Source organism: Pseudomonas sp. URIL14HWK12:I6 (assembly GCF_000514195.1).
GTDB classification, from domain to species: Bacteria; Pseudomonadota; Gammaproteobacteria; order Pseudomonadales; family Pseudomonadaceae; genus Aquipseudomonas; species Aquipseudomonas putida_A.
The window spans coordinates 18263-34536 of the sequence record NZ_AZVL01000003.1; the positions used below are offsets into that span (position 1 = coordinate 18263).

Genomic DNA, 16274 nt, shown 5'->3' on the forward strand with positions numbered 1-16274 from the left:
CTGTCAGCAGCATAGGCCAACTGCGCGCGAGTATGCGGGGTGGCGACGAAATCGTCACCGCCGAGTTAGCCGCAAACGTGACGGCCGCCCCAAGGGGCGGCCGTTTTGTTCACGCATCAGCTGTTGTTGTGGTCGACCTTGATGGTCGGATCGCTGCCGGCAATCAGGTTGTGAATGTTGGCGCTCGACCAGTTGTTGCCTTCCAGTTTGATCGTCACGTCCGGCGTGGCGGCTGCCGCGTCGCCGGAGTTGAACTTGCCCGCCGAGCTGACTTGCAGCGACGACGTGCCATCAACCGTGGTGATCTTCAGGAAGTTGTCGATGGTGCTGCCGGTTTCACCCTGCAACAGATCGCGCAGGTCGATGCGGTCACCTTCGTTGGCGTTGAAGTCCTTGATCACGTCATTGCCGGTGTCGCCTGCTTTCCAGACGAAGGTGTCGGCACCGGAACCACCGATCAGGATATCGTTGCCCTGGCCACCGATCAGCGTGTCGTTGCCGGTGCCGCCGAGCAGGATGTCATTGCCCTTGCCGCCGTCGAGCAGGTCGTTGCCGCCCGAGCCGAACAGGATGTCATTGCCTGCGCCACCCAGCAGCGTGTCGTTGCCGTCATGTGCGCCGGACACATCGAACGCCTGATAGTGCTCGGTGATGTACTGGTGCACGTTGCTGGTGGTGACCTTGCTGACGTCGACCCCGGTCTGCTGCGCCACGAACGCCTGCATCGCCTGATAACCCTCGCCGGCAATGCCGTTGAAGCTCACCAGGTCGCCGAACAGGATGTCGTTGCCGTCGCCACCGCTGACGGTGTCGTTGCCCGGCATCGTCGCTTCGGTGTGGCCGATGATCGAGTTGGCCAGATCCTTCGGATCGATGTTGGTCTGCGGCGAGTGATCCGAGTCATACGGTTTCAGGTCGTTGAGGCTGACACCGCTATTGATACCGATCGCCTCGACGTTCGACAGACTGCTGAGCAGGGCGAAGCTGCTGTTGGAGTTGGAGGTTGTCGCCGAATCCGTACTGCTACCGCTACCGGCCAGGCTCGACAACTCGTAAGTGCCGTCACCCTGAGCGTGAACAGTGCCCAGGTTGGTGGTGCTCCAGCCATAACGGGCAGTGTAAGTCTGCAACTGGGCATAACCGCTGGCGGTGATGCTCAGGTAATGCGTGTTGTCGATGTACGTGCTGAAAGTGTCGCCCAGCTTGTAGTTGCTGGTTGTCACCACACTGTCGAACTTCACGTTGCCGTACAGCGTCGGGTTGGTCTGCTCGCCGCTCTGGTAGTAGGTCGGCTGGCCGTCGGTGATGAAGTAGGTGAGGTTCTTCGCCCCGGTGTTGGCCAGCGCTTCCGTGCTCTGGAAGAAGTTGGCCGTGGTCTTGAACACGTCCTCGTAGTTGGTGCCGCCGCCGGACGCCATCGAGTCGAGCACGGCTTTGAGCTTGGTCAGCGCGTTCGGGTCGTTGAGGTTCACCGACACCGACTTGTTGACCTGGGTATCGAAGTCCGCCAGGAAGATGTTCACCGTGCCCGAGTTGCTGCCGCCCAGGCTCTGCTTGAGGGTGTTGAACACCGATGTCAGCGAGTCCTTGGCCGCGTTGATCGACGAGGTGCTCATGCTGCCCGAGCTGTCGACCATGAACGCGATGTTGTAGTTGGTGCCCGGCACCACGGTCAGACCACCGATGTCGGCGACCATGATGTCGTTGCCATCGGTACCGTTGAAGGTGTCGTCGCCAGAGGTACCAACCACCGCGTTGTACACCGCGGGCACCACGGTGACCGGAATCGTAGCGGTGCTGCTGGCCGAACCGCCGACCATTTCAGTGGAGGTCGAGGTCACGGTCAGGTTGAACTGGCCGTTGTAGTAGGTCGGCGGGGTTACGGTCAGGCTGCCCAGGTTCCAGCCGGTGACGTTGGCTTCGCCGTTGCTCGCGGTGACTGTGAAGGTGTGACCGTTGCCGTCGGAGAGAACCGAGCCGACCGGCGCGCCGCTGATCTTCACGCTCAGGGTTTCCGAGCCGTCGGTGTCGGTCAGCGCGGTGTTGATCGCCGACAGTTTCACCGTGGTGCCTTCGGCGCCGGTGTTGAGCTTGTAGCCGTCGTAATAGCCTTCGCCGTTTGTGCCGTGCAGATCGGAGACAGTCACACCGGAATTCACCAGATCCTGCACCCCGGTGTAGATCGGCACGCCGGCGCTGCTCAGGTCGATTGGTGTGCTGCCGTTGACCGACAGGTTCACGTCATAGCTGCCCGGGCCGCTCTGGTTGTGGTGGTAGATGTCCAGGGTGTAGTAGCCGCTGGTGGTCGGGGTGAACGAACCGCTGATCGCACCGCCCGCGCCCCAGGTACCCGACGCCACGCTCTTGCCGCCAATGGTGATCAGCAGGCTGTCGTCAGCCACACCGCTGAAGCTGTAGGTCTTGCCGGCTTCCAGATAGATCAGGCCCGAGGTCTTCGACGCGGTACCGGCGGTCACGCTGCCGTCGGACTGCACGTTATTCACGTTGGTGCTGGAGTTCGGGGTGCCGGCGCCGTCGATCACGTTTTTCAACGTGGTCGAGTCAGCGCCGTTGCCGCTGGTGCCCAGGCCCGACAGGCCGGTCCAGACTTCCTTGACCAGCCCGGTGGACTTCACGCTGTTGTCGGCCACGCTCACGGTCGGCGCATCCGCCACTGGCGTGATGTCGATCTTCACGGTGCCGGTGTTGCCCAGCAGTTGGCCGTCGGTTGGCTGGAACTTGATCTGTGCGTAGTCGGCCTGGTTGTTGCCCATACCGGTGCCGCCGTAACCGTTGACCCCCGACTCGTTGGCATCCGGCATGAAGCGCAGTTTGCCGGCGTCGATGTCAGCCTTGCTGAAGGTCTGGTTGTTGGCGACGTCTTTCCAGGTCGAACCGTCCAGATACTGCAGTTTGCCTTCGCCCGGCAGCTGGGTGATTTTGATGCCCAGGCTGCTGGCCGGACTGTCGACGTCGGTCACGCCGAAGGTCGACCAGCCGAGGATCAGCGGGGTGTCTTCGGTGCCGGTGACGTTGCTTGGCGCGGCCACCGGAGCATCGTTGACCGCCACCACGTTGACCGTGGTGGTCGCGGTGTTGGAGTAGTTGCCGCCATCGGTCACGGTCACGGTGATGATCCGTGGCACGGTGCTCGGGTTTTCACTGCTGTTGGTGAAACTGATGTTCTTGATCGCCTGCATGTAGTCGGCAAGCGTCGCGTTGCCCGACAGGGTCAAGGTCACGGTGCCGTTGGTGCTGTTGGCATTGATCGTGATGCCGTTGACGCTGTTGCCGAGGTTCAGCGCATCGCCGTCCTGACGGTTGGTCAGCACGATGGTCGCGCCTGTCAGCATGGTGCTGTCCGGGTCGGTGATCGTCAGGTCAGTGTCGGCAATCGACACGCCGGCGCCCGGGGTGTTTTCGGTGAACGTCACCTTGTAGTCGGCACCGGTGGCGCCGCTGGAGTTGTTGGCATCCAGGTCGATGACCGGTGGCGCATCGTTGTCGATGATCGAGGTGCTGACGCTGCCGTTGGTGCTGCTGACGGCCAGGTTCTCGAAGTTGCCGCCGGTGGCCGAGTCGATCTTGACCACGAAGTTCTCGGTGCCTTCGGTGATCTTGTCATCGATGGTCGCGACGTTGAACTGTGCGCTGCTGGCGCCCGCCGGGATCTTCACGGTGTAAACACCGGTGAAGTCCGAACCGTCGGCAGCGGTGCCGCTGTAGACGATCTTCAGGGTCACGTCGGTTTGTGCCGGGTGCGTCAGGCTGACGGTGTAGCTGGCGGTCTGGCCTTCGGTCACCGAGGTGCTGCCGGTGATGCTGACAGTGGTGGTGTCGATGGTATCGGCGACGTTGGTCACGGCCGGTGTCGTGCTCGGTACCAGGTTCTCGAAGTTGCCACCGCTGGCGTTGGTGATGGTCGCCTGCACGCTGCCGGCGTCTTTGTAGACGTCGTCAGCCGGAGCCGGAACGGTCACGGTGCCAGTGGTTTTGCCGGCGTCGATGGTGATCACCGAGCCGTTGCTCAAAGTCACGGTTACCGGGGAACCGGCAGCGTTGCTCAGGGTTGCGGTGTAGGTGATCTGGCCACCCTCGTTCACCGCCGGGGTCGCGCTCAGCGACAGGCTGGTGGTATCGACAGTGTCGGTCACGGTGGTGCTGACCGGGGTTTTGTCGGCTACGAGGTTTTCGTAGTTGCCGCCGCTGACGTTGGTGATCGCATTGGTCAACGGTGCGTGGCCGGTCAACACGTCGTTCGGCGCAGTGGTGGTCACGGTGCCGGTGGTTTTGCCGATGTCGATGGTGATGGTCTGGCCGTTGGACAGGCTTACGGTCACTGGCGAACCGGTGACCGGAGCGCCGACAGTGGCGGTGTAGGTGACAGTGCCACCCTCGGCCACGGTGCCAGTGGCGGTAAGTTTCACGCCAGTGGTGTCGATGGTGTCGGTGACGCTGGTTACGGCTGGCGTGGTGCTTGGCACCAGGTTTTCGAAGCTGCCACCTGTCGCCGACTTGATGGTCGCCTGCACGGTGCCGGCGTCTTTGTAGACGTCGTCCGCTGGAGCCGGAACGGTCACGGTGCCGGTGGTTTTACCGGCGTCGATGGTGATCACGGCGCCGTTGCTCAACGTTACGGTCACTGGCGAACCCGCGGCGTTGGTCAGGGTTGCGGTGTAAACGATCGAGCCACCTTCGGCCACGGTGCCGGTCGCGGACAACGACAGATTGGTGGTGTCGACGGTGTCGGTCACGGTGGTGCTGACCGGGGTTTTGTCGGCCACCAGGTTTTCGTAGTTGCCGCCGGTCACGTTAGTGATGGCGTTGGTCAACGGCGCGTGGCCGGTCAGCGCATCGTTCGGTGCGGTGGTGGTTACGGTGCCGGTGGTTTTGCCGATGTCGATGGTGATGGTCTGGCCATTGGACAGAGTCACCACGACTGGCGAACCAGTGACTGGCGCGCCGACGGTGGCGGTGTAGACGACGTTGCCGCCTTCAACCGCTGTACCGGTGGCAGACAACTTCACGGTAGTGGTGTCGATGGTGTCGGTGACACTGGTCACGGCCGGTACGGTGCTCGGCACCAGATTTTCGAAGTTGCCACCGCTGGTGTTGGTGATCGTTGCCTGCACGGTGCCGGCGTCTTTGTAGACGTCATCGGCTGGAGCAGGGACGGTCACGGTGCCAGTGGTTTTGCCCGCGTCGATAGTGATGACTGCGCCGTTGCTCAGGGTCACGGTCACTGGCGAACCAGCGGCGTTGGTCAGGGTGGCGGTGTAAATGATCGAACCGCCCTCGGCGACCGTATTAGTGGCGCTCAGGGACAGGTTGGTGGTGTCGACAGTGTCGGTCACGGTGGTGCTGACCGGGGTTTTGTCGGCTACCAGATTTTCGTAGTTGCCGCCGGTCACGTTAGTGATCGAGTTGGTCAACGGCGCGTGACCGGTCAGCGCATCGTTCGGTGCGATGCTGGTCACGGTGCCGGTGGTTTTGCCGATGTCGATGGTGATGGTCTGACCGTTGGCCAGGGTCACGACGACAGGCGAGCCGGTAACTGGCGCACCAACGGTAGCGGTGTAAGTGACGGTGCCACCTTCGGCCACGGTGCCCGTGGCGGAGAGTTTCACGCCCGTGGTGTCGATGGTGTCGGTGACGCTGGTCACTGCTGGCGTGGTGCTTGGTACCAGGTTCTCGAAGCTGCCACCGGTCGCGGTTTTGATCGTTGCCTGAACAGTGCCGGCGTCTTTGTAGACGTCGTCGGCCGGGGCAGGGACGGTGACGGTACCGGTGGTTTTACCGGCGTCGATGGTGATGACTGCACCGTTGCTCAGCGTCACGGTCACTGGCGAACCAGCGGCGTTGGTCAGCGTTGCGGTGTAAACAATCGAGCCACCTTCGGCCACGGTGCCGGTCGCGCTCAGGGACAGGTTGGTGGTGTCGATGGTGTCGGTAACCGTGGTGCTGACCGGGGTTTTATCGGCCACCAGGTTTTCGTAGTTGCCGCCGCTGACGTTAGTGATCGCGTTGGTCAGCGGCGCGTGGCCGGTCAACACGTCGTTCGGCGCAGTGGTGGTCACGGTACCGGTGGTTTTGCCCACTTCGATGGTGATGTTCTGGCCGTTGGCCAAGGTCACCACAACCGGCGAACCGGTGACCGGCGCGCCGACGGTCGCGGTGTAAGTGACGGTACCACCTTCAGCAGCAGACTCGGTCGCGGTCAGTTTGACCGTGGTGGTGTCGATGGTGTCGGTGACGCTGGTCACGGCAGGGGTGTTGCTGGTCACCAGGTTTTCGAAATTGCCGCCAGTCGCGGTCTTGATCGTGGCCTCAACGGTGCCGGCGTCTTTGTAGACGTCATCCGCTGGAGCCGGAACGGTCACGGTGCCGGTGGTTTTGCCCGCGTCGATGGTGATCACGGCGCCGTTGCTCAACGTCACGGTAACCGGCGAACCGGCAGCGTTGGTCAGCGTCGCGGTGTAAACGATCGAGCCGCCTTCGGCCACGGTACCGGTCGCGGACAGCGACAGGTTGGTGGTGTCGACGGTATCGGTGACCGTGGTATTGACCGGGGTCTTGTCGGCAACGAGGTTTTCGTAGTTGCCACCGCTGACGTTGGTGATCGCGTTGGTCAGCGGCGCGTGGCCGGTCAGCGCATCGTTCGGTGCGGTGGTAGTGACGGTGCCGGTGGTTTTGCCGACTTCGATGGTGATGTTCTGACCGTTGGCCAGAGTTACCACGACTGGCGAGCCCGTCACTGGCGCACCAACGGTCGCGGTGTAGGTGACGGTACCCCCTTCGGCAGCAGACTCGGTCGCGGTCAGTTTGACCGTGGTGGTGTCGATGGTGTCGGTGACCTGAGTCACAGCCGGCACGGTGCTCGGTACCAGGTTTTCGAAGTTGCCACCGGTAGCGTTGGTGATCGTTGCCTGAACGGTGCCGGCGTCTTTGTAGACGTCATCGGCAGGTGCCGGAACGGTCACGGTGCCAGTGGTTTTACCGGCTTCGATGGTGATCACAGCGCCGTTCGACAGGGTCACGGTGACTGGCGAGCCAGCCGCGTTGGTCAAGGTCGCGGTGTAGATGATCGAACCACCCTCGGCGACCGAGTTGGTTGCGCTCAGCGACAGGTTGGTGGTGTCGACAGTGTCGGTCACAGTGGTGCTGACTGGCGTTTTGTCAGCCACCAGACTCTCGTAATTACCGCCGGTCACGCCAGTGATCGCGTTGGTCAGAGGAGCATGACCGGTCAGTGCATCGTTCGGTGCGGTGGTAGATACAGTGCCGGTGGTCTTGCCGACTTCGATGGTGATGGTCTGGCCGTTGGCCAACGTCACTACGACCGGCGAACCGGTCACTGGGGCACCGACAGTCGCGGTGTAGGTGACGGTACCGCCTTCAGCGGCAGACTCGGTCGCGGTCAGTTTCACCGTGGTGGTGTCGATGGTATCGGTAACGTTGGTGACGGCCGGAACAGTGCTTGGCACCAGGTTCTCGAAGTTGCCACCGGTAGCGCTGGAAATGGTTGCTTCGACTTTACCCGCGTCCTTGTACACGTCGTCAGCCGGAGCTGGAACGGTCACAGTGCCGGTGGTTTTGCCAGCCTCGATGGTGATCACGGCGCCGTTGCTCAACGTCACGGTGACTGGCGAGCCAGCGGCGTTGGTCAGGGTCGCGGTGTAAACGATCGAGCCACCTTCGGCCACGGTACCGGTCGCGGACAGCGACAGGTTGGTGGTGTCGACGGTGTCGGTGACGTTAGTGCTGACCGGGGTTTTGTCAGCCACGAGGTTTTCGTAATTGCCACCGGTGACGTCGGTGATCGCGTTGGTCAGAGGAGCATGACCGGTCAATGCATCATTAGGCGCAGTGGTAGTCACGGTGCCAGTGTTTTTACCCACCTCAATGGTGATGTTTTGACCGTTTGCCAAGGTCACGACCACAGGCGAACCGGTCACTGGCGCGCCGACGGTTGCGGTATAGGTGACGGTGCCACCTTCGGCCACTGAGGTATCGGCAGTCAGTTTGACGGTCGAGGTGTCGATGGTGTCGGTGACTTCGGTGACAGCCGGCACGGTACTTGGCACCAGGTTCTCGAAGTTGCCACCGGTGGCGGTGGAAATGGTCGCTTCGACTTTGCCCGCGTCTTTGTAGACGTCATCGGCAGGCGCCGGAACGGTTACGGTGCCAGTGGTTTTGCCGGCGTCGATAGTGATTACGGCGCCGTTGCTCAATGTCACGGTGACTGGGGTGCCGGCCGGATTGGTTAGGGTCGCGGTGTAGACGATCGAGCCGCCTTCAGCGACGGTGCCAGTGGCACTGAGCGACAGGTTGGTGGTGTCGACGGTATCGGTGACATTGGTCGAAACCGGCGTTTTATCCGCCACGAGGTTTTCGTAGTTACCGCCGCTCACGTCGGTGATGGCGTTGGTCAGTGGCGCATGTCCGGTCAACGCATCGTTCGGCGCGGTGGTGGTCACGGTGCCTGTGGTCTTGCCGACTTCGATGGTGATGTTCTGACCGTTGGCCAAGGTTACGACCACAGGCGAGCCGGTTACCGGAGCACCGACGGTGGCGGTGTAGGTGACGGTGCCACCTTCCGCAGCGGATTCAGTCGCCGTCAGTTTGACCGTGGTGGTGTCGATGGTGTCGGTAACGTTGGTGACGGCCGGCACAGTGCTCGGTACCAGATTTTCAAAGTTGCCACCGGTAGCGCTGGAGATGGTCGCTTCGACTTTGCCGGCATCTTTGTACACGTCATCGGCTGGCGCCGGAACGGTCACGGTGCCAGAGGTTTTACCGGCCTCGATGGTGATCACCGCGCCGTTGGACAGGGTCACGGTGACTGGCGAACCAGCGGCGTTGGTCAGGGTTGCGGTGTAGACGATCGAGCCACCCTCGGCCACGGTGCCGGTCGCACTGAGCGACAGATTGGTGGTGTCGACGGTGTCGGTGACATTGGTCGACACCGGCGTTTTATCCGCCACGAGGTTTTCGTAGTTACCGCCGCTCACGTCGGTGATGGCGTTGGTCAGCGGCGCGTGGCCGGTCAACGCATCGTTCGGCGCAGTGGTAGTCACGGTGCCAGTGGTTTTACCCACTTCGATGGTGATGTTCTGACCGTTGGCCAAGGTCACCACGACCGGCGAGCCAGTCACTGGCGCACCGACAGTCGCGGTGTAAGTGACGGTGCCACCTTCCGCAGCCGATTCGGTCGCGGTCAGTTTGACCGTGGTGGTATCGATGGTGTCGGTCACGTTGGTGACGGCCGGAACGGTGCTAGGCACCAGGTTCTCGAAGTTGCCACCGGTAGCGCTGGAAATGGTTGCTTCGACTTTACCCGCGTCTTTGTACACGTCGTCAGCCGGAGCTGGAACGGTTACGGTGCCCGACGTTTTACCGGCTTCGATGGTGATCACCGCGCCGTTGGACAGGGTCACGGTCACCGGCGTCCCGGCCGGATTGGTCAGGGTCGCGGTGTAAACAATCGAACCACCCTCGGCCACCGAGTCGCTGGCGGTCAGGTTCAGGTTGGTGGTGTCGACGGTGTCCGACACCGAGGTGTTCGCCGGTGTCTTGTCGGCCACCAGGTTCTCATAGTTGCCGCCGGCAACCTTGTCGATGGCGACGCTCAGCGAGCTGCCGCCCGCCAATGGGCTGTTCGGCGCAACGAAATTCACGCTGCCGGTGGTCTCACCGACGGCGATGGTGATGGTCTGGCCGTTGGACAGAGTGACCACAACTGGCGAGCCGGTTACCGGTGCGGTCACGCTCGCGGTGTAGACCACGGTCTCGCCTTCGGCGACGTTGGCGGTGGCGGTCAACGACACGGTGGAGGTGTCGATGGTGTCGTTGACGGTGGTCACCGCCGGAGTGTTGCTGGTCACCAGGTTTTCGAAGTCGCCACCGGTCGCGCCCTTGATGGTCGCTTCAACGGTGCCGGCGTCCTTGTAGACGTCATCCTTCGGCGCATCGACGGTCACGGTGCCGGTAGTTTTGCCGGCGTCGATGGTGATCACCGCGCCATTGCTCAAGGTCACGGTCACCGGAGTGCCGGCGGCGTTGGTCAGGGTGGCGGTGTAGGTGATCTGCCCGCCTTCGTTCACCGCCGGGGTCGCGCTCAGCGACAGGTTGGTGGTGTCGACGGTGTCGGTCACGGTGGTGCTGACCGGCGTTTTGTCGGCGACGAGGTTTTCGTAGTTGCCGCCGCTGACATTGGTGATCGAGTTGTTCAGCGGCTCATGACCGTTCAGCGCATCGTTCGGAGCGGTGGTCGTCACGGTGCCGGTGGTCTTGCCGATGTCGATGGTGATGGTCTGACCGTTGGCCAGGGTCACAACAACAGGTGCGCCAGTCACTGGAGCGCCAACAGTCGCGGTGTAAGTGACAGTCCCGCCTTCAGCTACCGAAGTGTCGGCGGTGAGTTTGACCGTCGACGTATCGATGGTATCGGTCACTTCGGTAACAGCCGGAACGGTGCTCGGCACCAGGTTCTCGAAATTGCCGCCTGCGGCGTCTTTGATCGTGACTTCAACCTTGCCAGCGTCTTTGTAAACATCATCGGCTGGTGCTGGAACGGTCACGGTGCCGGTAGTTTTACCGGCTTCGATAGTGATCACCGAGCCGTTCGACAAGGTCACGGTCACCGGAGTACCGGCCGGATTGGTCAAGGTCGCGGTGTAGACGATCGAACCACCTTCAGCCACCGAACCGGTGGCGCTCAACGTCAGGTTGGTGGTGTCGACGGTGTCGGTCACGGTGGTGCTGACTGGCGTCTTGTCGGCGACGAGGTTTTCGTAGTTGCCGCCCGTTACGGCGGTAATCGAGTTGCTCAGCGGCTCATGACCATTCAACGCATCATTTGGCGCGGTGGTGGTTACGGTGCCAGTGGTTTTGCCGACTTCGATGGTGATGTTCTGGCCATTGGCCAAGGTGACAACAACCGGCGAGCCGGTTACCGGTGCGCCGACGGTGGCGGTGTAAGTGACAGTCCCGCCTTCAGCTACCGAAGTGTCGGCGGTGAGTTTGACCGTCGACGTATCGATGGTATCGGTAACTTCGGTAACAGCCGGAACGGTGCTCGGCACCAGGTTCTCGAAATTGCCGCCTGCGGCGTCTTTGATCGTGACTTCAACCTTGCCAGCGTCTTTGTAAACGTCATCGGCTGGTGCTGGAACGGTCACGGTGCCGGTAGTTTTACCGGCTTCGATAGTGATCACCGAGCCGTTGGACAAGGTCACGGTCACCGGCGTACCGGCCGGATTGGTCAGGGTCGCGGTGTAGACGATCGAACCGCCTTCCGCCACGGTGCCGGTCGCAGTCAGCGACAGGTTGGTGGTGTCGACGGTGTCGGTGACGCTGGTCGAAACCGGGGTTTTATCCGCTACAAGATTCTCGTAGTTGCCGCCGCTCACGTCAGTGATCGCGTTGGTCAGTGGCTCGTGACCGTTCAACGCATCGTTCGGCGCGGTGGTGGTCACGGTGCCAGTGGTCTTGCCGACTTCGATAGTGATGGTCTGGCCGTTGGCCAGAGTCACGACAACCGGCGAGCCAGTCACCGGCGCACCAACCGTAGCGGTGTAAGTGACAGTGCCGCCTTCAGCGACCGAAGTATCAGCGGTCAGTTGGACGGTCGAAGTATCGATGGTGTCAGTGACTTCGGTGACAGCTGGAACGGTGCTCGGAACAAGGTTCTCGAAATTGCCACCGGTAGTTCCGGTAATGCTGACTTCAACCTTGCCGGCATCTTTGTAGACGTCATCGGCAGGCGCCGGAACAGTCACGGTTCCGGTGGTTTTGCCGGCTTCGATGGTGATGACGGAGCCATTGCTCAGGGTCACGGTCACCGGGGTGCCGGCCGGGTTGGTCAGGGTCGCGGTGTAGACAATCGAACCGCCTTCAGCGACGGAGCCAGTGGCACTCAGCGAGAGGTTGGTAGTGTCGACGGTATCAGTCACGGTGGTGCTGACCGGCGTCTTGTCGGCGACCAGATTCTCGTAGTTGCCACCGCTCACGCCAGTGATCGAGTTGCTCAGCGGCGCCTGGCCGTTGAGCACGTCGTTCGGTGCGGTGGTGGTCACGGTGCCAGTGGTTTTACCCACTTCGATGGTGATGGACTGACCGTTGGCCAGAGTCACGACAACCGGCGAGCCAGTCACAGGCGCACCAACGGTCGCGGTGTAAGTGACGGTGCCACCCTCGGCGACCGAGGTGTCAGCGGACAGTTTGACCGTCGAGGTGTCGATGGTATCGGTCACTTCGGTGACCGCAGGGACAGTGCTTGGCACCAGATTTTCGAAGTTGCCGCCGGTCGCACCGTTGATGGTGACTTCGACTTTGCCAGCGTCTTTGTATACGTCATCCGCAGGCGCCGGAACCGTCACGGTGCCGGTGGTTTTACCGGCTTCGATGGTGATCACGGCGCCGTTGCTCAGGGTCACGGTGACCGGCGAGCCGGCAGCATTGGTCAACGTCGCGGTGTAAACGATCGAACCGCCCTCAGCCACGGTACCAGTCGCGCTCAGCGACAGGTTGGTGGTGTCGACGGTGTCGGTAACGGTGGTCGAAACCGGAGTTTTATCGGCGACGAGGTTCTCGTAGTTACCGCCACTGACATTGGTGATGGCGTTGGTCAGCGGTGGGTTGCCGGTCAACGCATCGTTCGGCGCGGTGGTGGTCACGGTGCCGGTGGTTTTGCCCACTTCGATGGTGATGGTCTGACCGTTGGCCAGGGTCACGACAACTGGCGAACCGGTCACAGGTGCACCGACGGTGGCGGTGTAAGTGACGGTGCCGCCTTCAGCGACCGACGTGTCGGCGGTCAGTTTGACGGTCGAGGTATCGATGGTGTCAGTGACTTCGGTAACAGCCGGAACGGTGCTCGGCACCAGGTTCTCGAAATTGCCGCCGGTGGTGCCGGTGATGCTGACTTCGACCTTGCCGGCGTCTTTGTAGACGTCATCCGCAGGCGCGGGAACGGTCACAGTGCCGGTGGTTTTGCCGGCGTCGATGGTGATGACGGAGCCGTTGCTCAACGTCACGGTCACCGGGGTACCGGCCGGGTTGGTCAGGGTGGCGGTGTAAACGATCGAGCCGCCTTCAGCGACGGTGCCGGTCGCGCTCAGCGACAGGTTGGTGGTGTCGATGGAGTCGGTGACGGTGGTGGTCGCCGGCGTGGTGTTCGGCACCAGATTCTCGAAGTTGCCGCCGGTCGCACCGGTAATCGTGGTGCTGACGGTGCCGCCGTTGTTGTAGACGTCGTTCGGCGCGGTCGGCACGTTGACCGTGCCAGTGGTCTGGCCGGCTTCGATGGTGATGGTCAAACCGTTGGACAGGGTGACGGTGACCGGCGTCTGTGCCGGGTTGGTCAGGGTCGCGGTGTAGGTGATCTGGCCACCCTCGACCACGGTGCCCGTGGCGGTCAGGGTCAGGCCGGTGGTGTCGCGCGAATCGACGATGTTCGTCACGGCTGGCGTCGTGTTCGGCACCAGGTTCTCGAAGTTGCCGCCGGTGGCACCGGTGATGGTGGTGCTGACGGTGCTGCCGTTGTTATAGACGTCGTTCGGCGCAGTTGGCACGTTGACGGTGCCGGTGGTCTGGCCGGCTTCGATGGTGATGGTCGAACCGTTGGACAGGGTGACGGTGACCGGCGTCTGTGCCGGGTTGGTCAGGGTCGCGGTGTAGGTGATCTGACCGCCTTCGGTGACGCTGTTGCCAGCAGTCAGGGTGACGGTGGTGGTGTCGATGGTATCGGTGACCTGAGTCGTCGCCGGGGTGGTCGGCGGGGTCACGGTAATGCCGTTGCCGCCGGTGGTGCCGGTGACGGTGACGTTGATCTGGGTCGGGTCGTTATAAACGGTGTCGTTCGGTGCCAGCGGCACGTTGACAGTGCCGGTGGTGGAGCCGGCCGGAATCACGATCACCGAGCCGTTGGACAGGGTGATGGTCAGGTCGGTCAGCGGCGCCTGGGTCAGGGTCGCGGTGTACACCAGCACGCCGCCGGCTTCGGTGATGGTCGGCGTGGCGCTGAGGCTCAGGGTCGATTCACGCAGGGCGTTGGTGGTGGTGTCGGTGGTCTGGCCACCGGTGATGTTCTGTGCCGCTTGTGCACCGGCGTTGATGCCCGCGGTCGGGAAGCCGATGGTCGGATCGACGCGGCCGGCGGTGGCGTCGAGCATCACGAAACTGTGGCCGCCGCCTGCCGCGCCGCCAGTGCCTGCGGCGGTGGCGCCGGCAGCGGTGGCTTCAAGGGCGGTGGTCGGGTCGGCACCGGCGGCGATGGCCTGCTGCAGCTCGGCTACAGACGGCGCGGCCTGCGCGGTGGCCTCGGCCAGGTCAGTGCTGGAGTCGGGCGCGTTGGCGCTCCACTGGGTTTCACGGCCCAGGTCCAGGGTGCGGCCATCCGCCAGTTCCAGCGACACGGCGCCGGAGAGGCCGGTATCGATCTGGTCGCCGACGAACAGGCGATCGCCTTCAACGAGCACGCGGCGTACACCCTCGGGGGAGACCACGAATACCTGACCGACAATGCTTTTGACGATGGCAACAACACTGCTCATTGAAGACTCTCCGGGTGTCACGTTCAGTTGACTTCCATAGCCTGATGGCTTCGGCGCCGATTCAGTCTGGACGTACTTTAAAAATTTGCGAATCAAGATTGACGCTGTTCTTCGTCAATAATTTGGCTAGATTCTTTCGCTATTAACTTTATGCCAAACTATTGACCTTCTGGGTGCCATCCTAAACAATCGCCCCACTAATGTCACATTGATATTTCCGCGGCGACCTGTCCCTCAGCGTGTGATCCAGTTCCTATTTTGAACTTTCCGACATACGGTCATTCCGGTTGCCAATCATCCGACGCAGCAGCACGTTTTGCTGTGATTCAAGACAAGAAGTCCTGGGAAATCTTTACCATGCGTTTGCACTTGTTCAAGGCTCTACCGTTCGCCCTCGCCGCCTCTTTCGTCCAAGCACAATCCTTACCAGAAGCCATGCAACAGGCACTGGATGTCCATCCGGAAATCCAGGCGGGGGTCAACAGTCGTTTGGCCGCGGATTATCAGTTAAAGGCAGCCAAAGGTGGATACCTGCCCAAGGTCGATCTGCTGGGCGGTTATGGCCGTGAGGGCACTGACAGCGTGACCACCCGCGCCAACGGTGGCGGCAACCACTGGGAAACTTTGAACCGCAGCGAGTCAAGTTTACGTCTCTCGCAAATGGTTTTTGACGGTTTTGCCACGTCCAGCGAAGTCGGGCGTCAACAAGCCACCGTCAACTCCCGCGCCTACTCGCTGCTCGGCACTTCCGAGCGCACCGCGCTGACCGTCGCCCAGGTTTACCTGGACGTGCTGACCCGCCGCGAATTCGTGCGTCTGGCCGAAGAGAACCTCAAGAGCCACCAACGCATTTACGATCAGATCCAGCTACGCACCCAGCGCGGCGTCGGCAGCGGCGCTGACCTCGATCAGGCTGAAGCGCGGATGGCTCAGGCCCGCAACAACCTGATCACCGAACAGACCAACCTCGCCGACTCCGAGACCAACTTCCTCAGTGCCGTCGGCCAGATGCCTGACCAGTTGGAGCGCCCGGCGCCGTTCATGGCGATGATGCCGGCCAACCTCAATGAAGCCCGTACGCAGATGCTGGAAAACAGCCCGATCCTGCGCTCGGCCGAGTCCGATATCGCCGCTGCCGAGAAGCAGTACGAAACCGCCAAGTCGACGTTCTACCCACGTTTCGACGCCGAGCTGGGTCGCACTGCCGATAACGATCTCGACGGTCAGAACGGCCACAACAACGAGTGGCAGGCGATGCTGCGCATGCGCTTCAACCTGTACTCCGGCGGCAGCAACAAGGCCGATCTGGAATCCAAGTCGTATCTGTCGAACCAGGCGCTGGACATCCGCAACAACGCCCTGCGTCAGTTGAACGAAGAACTGGGCCTGGCCTGGAACGCCCTGAACAACGCCAATGCGCAGGTGCCGATCGCTCAGCAGTACGTTGATCACAGCACCGCCGTGCGTACCGCCTACCAGCGTCAGTTCAGCCTCGGCGAGCGCACCCTGCTCGATTTGCTCGACAGCGAAAACGAGTTGTTCACCGCTTCGCGCCGTCTGGCCGAGATCAAGAACATTCAGTTATTTACTCAGTATCGAATCAAGGCGACCATGGGCGAGTTGCTCAAGAGCCAGGGAGTGGTCGCACCATTGGCATCCGTCGTGCAGAACGATGTGAAGCCGAAGGTCCAACTGCCCGGTATGAATTGAGCAGAACCT

General features: G+C 61.9%; 2 protein-coding genes. One reads left to right on the forward strand and one right to left on the reverse strand.

Going from position 1 to position 16274, the window contains the following annotated elements; translation table 11 throughout:
- Positions 1-116 precede the first annotated feature (116 nt).
- On the reverse strand, positions 117-14555 hold the full coding sequence (locus H043_RS0106120) for a retention module-containing protein (RefSeq protein WP_027611113.1): 14439 nt from the start codon (positions 14553-14555) through the stop codon (positions 117-119).
- 357 nt (positions 14556-14912) lie between these two features.
- Between H043_RS0106120 and H043_RS0106125 the strand changes: the two genes are divergently transcribed.
- The gene (locus tag H043_RS0106125; protein WP_007961502.1) at positions 14913-16265 is read left to right on the forward strand and encodes a TolC family outer membrane protein; all 1353 of its coding nucleotides are present in this window, start codon (positions 14913-14915) and stop codon (positions 16263-16265) included.
- Positions 16266-16274 lie beyond the last annotated feature (9 nt).

Bases quoted from the DNA above. Each gene is read 5' to 3' on its own strand.
- H043_RS0106120 (WP_027611113.1), bottom strand. From the start codon at position 14,555: ATGAGCAGTGTTGTTGCCATCGTCAAAAGCATTGTCGGTCAGGTATTC.
- H043_RS0106125 (WP_007961502.1), top strand. From the start codon at position 14,913: ATGCGTTTGCACTTGTTCAAGGCTCTACCGTTCGCCCTCGCCGCCTCT.